General features: G+C 59.5%; 1 protein-coding gene. It reads right to left on the bottom strand.

The window, feature by feature from the left end; all coding sequences use genetic code 11:
- Window positions 1-29: 29 nt before the first annotated feature.
- Window positions 30-2126 carry a CocE/NonD family hydrolase gene (locus B2589_RS08815; protein ID WP_286816310.1) on the bottom strand — a complete coding sequence of 699 codons (2097 nt, stop codon included), beginning with the start codon at window positions 2124-2126 and terminating at the stop codon, window positions 30-32.
- Window positions 2127-2170 lie beyond the last annotated feature (44 nt).

The following is a 2170-nucleotide window of genomic DNA, read 5'->3' as shown; positions in this document are numbered from 1 at the left end:
AAATGTACCGGGGGTCTGACCCGCCGTTGCTACCAGGGCTGTTGGTTGAAGTTTTCGGGAATGCCGTAGTAAGGATCGGCAGTGCGCTGGCTCAGGAGTTCAGACTCCAGCACGGGCAGCCGGATTTCACCGGAAACGGTGTAGGCGTTGACGATTACTGAACTCAGCAGGCCCTGCAAGGGCTCCAGCAATCCTTGAACGGTACTGCCTGGCAGGCCGCTACCGGGGCTGAAGCCGTTGAGCAGCAGTTCGGTAACCTGGCCAACGGTGGCAGTGCTCATGAAGTTCATGTTTTCCTGGGATTTGAACGCCATTACACCGACTTTGTCGCCGGGGCGAAGGGCTTCGCCCACTGCCACCAGTTCGTGGTTCGGGTAGTCACCCGGGATGAAGCCGGTGAGCATGTCATCCACCAGTAAGGTCTGGCCGTCCCGGACTACACAAACGCCCATATAGGCCACGCCCAGTCCGCCAACCAGGTCTCCGTTTACCCTGAAGTCACGCAGCCTCGGGATACCCGCCAGTACTTTGCGCTCGCCGGCTGGAACGTCGTAAATGGTCTGGCATTCCTGAGCGCCTCTCAGGGCCCCGATGTCCATGTGGAATGAACGCCAGGTCTGGTCCATACCCATGGCCCGGTCTGCTTCGAAATCGAGGCCCGGTACTTCGTCAGCAATCAGGGCTTTTTCATTATCGAGGGTAATACACACGCCGGGAATCTGCTCCAGCAGGCTTTCATCCGCCCCGCGCAGTTTCACGTCAAACCAGATACGGATGGCCTTGAACATATCCACACCGCCACAGGAAGTGGTGCCATCTACCTGGTTGGCCAGCGGGTTCATGTGGCCGGACTGGTTGGAGAGCAGGCGCACATCGCCACCGGCGATTTTCAGGTAGTGGTAGTTGTTGATCGCCTCCTGTAACGGGAAGAGCACATCGCGGTTACCCTGAATCAACAGCGTATCGATCGGGCGTAGTCGGAACGGGGCATCCCCTTCGCGGAACGGCTGCTGGGCCACTTCCAGGGACTTCAGGTAGTGCAGGCCGTTCTGGCTCATAAACTTGAGGATTTCGCCGGTCGGATCTACCGCATCGCGGGTGCGGATGAACGGGAAGAACATGCCGGTACAGGCTTCATCCAGCAGCGGGCTGCGGGATTTTCCGGTCGACAACAGGCACAGCAGGTTGCCCCAGCCGCCTTTGACGGCGCCGTTCGGCATAATGGCTTGCTCCAGGGCGTGCCAGGTGCCTACCGGAACAATGGTGTCTACCCGCTCGTCGAGCGCGGCCAGTGTTAACTGAAAGCCACCGCCGTATGAGCCACCAAACAGGCCCAGCGGGAAGTCTCCGGTTTCATCCACGGCTACCGGCAGGCGACCATCACTCGCCCTTTGGGCAACCCAGTCGATCACCGCCTGGGCATCACGGGTTTCGTGGTAAGGGTTCATCACCATCACCTGCCCTTCGGAATCGCCGAAGCCCCGCTGGGAGAAGCTCACCACGATGTAACCGCTGTTGTGGAGGTCTGCCAGCACATCATCCAGCTGGCCAAACATCGATAGCAGGCCACCGCCCTCGTTGACCGGGCAGTTATAGGGTTTCAGGTGCTCTTCACAATAAGGCTGCTCTGGCAGGCCAGTAAGTTTACTGCTGGCCCATCCGTGGCTGTGCAGGATAACCGGCAGTTTTTCCCCTTCACGATGCTCTGGAATGAATACCTGGGCATCAAGCCAGGTGGTGGGACTGTCCCGGTAGTAGCTTGCGGCTTTCACGTCATCACAGGACGGGCCGGAAGCCAGGGGCCGGCCTTCAGGCGCGCATGACGGCGGGGCATCGGAAATGATCGGCTGAATGTTGGGGAAAGGATCTCTATTTTCAGTGCGGGTGTCGGTAGCGTAGGCCACCGCTGGAACCACCGGGCCAAGCTCGACTTCCGGTGCGGTGTCGCCTGAGCCATTGCCGGCACCGGAGTTATTCCCCGGCTGCGCCGATCCAGGTTTCGGGTTTGCAGATGCTTGAACTGACGTTTCAGTGACCGGTTCCGAACCGGAGTCACCGCCACAAGCCACCAGAGTCAGCGCCACCAGCGGCACCAGGGCACCCCGTAACGTGTTCCTGTTAATCATCGTGCTTTCACCTTTTGTAAACGGGGTCAGACCCCCGGTACATT

It is taken from the genome of Marinobacter sp. UBA3607, from assembly GCF_002375525.1.
In the GTDB taxonomy this organism is placed as follows: Bacteria; Pseudomonadota; Gammaproteobacteria; order Pseudomonadales; family Oleiphilaceae; genus Marinobacter; species Marinobacter vinifirmus.
This window is presented reverse-complemented; position numbering and strand designations above follow the sequence as displayed.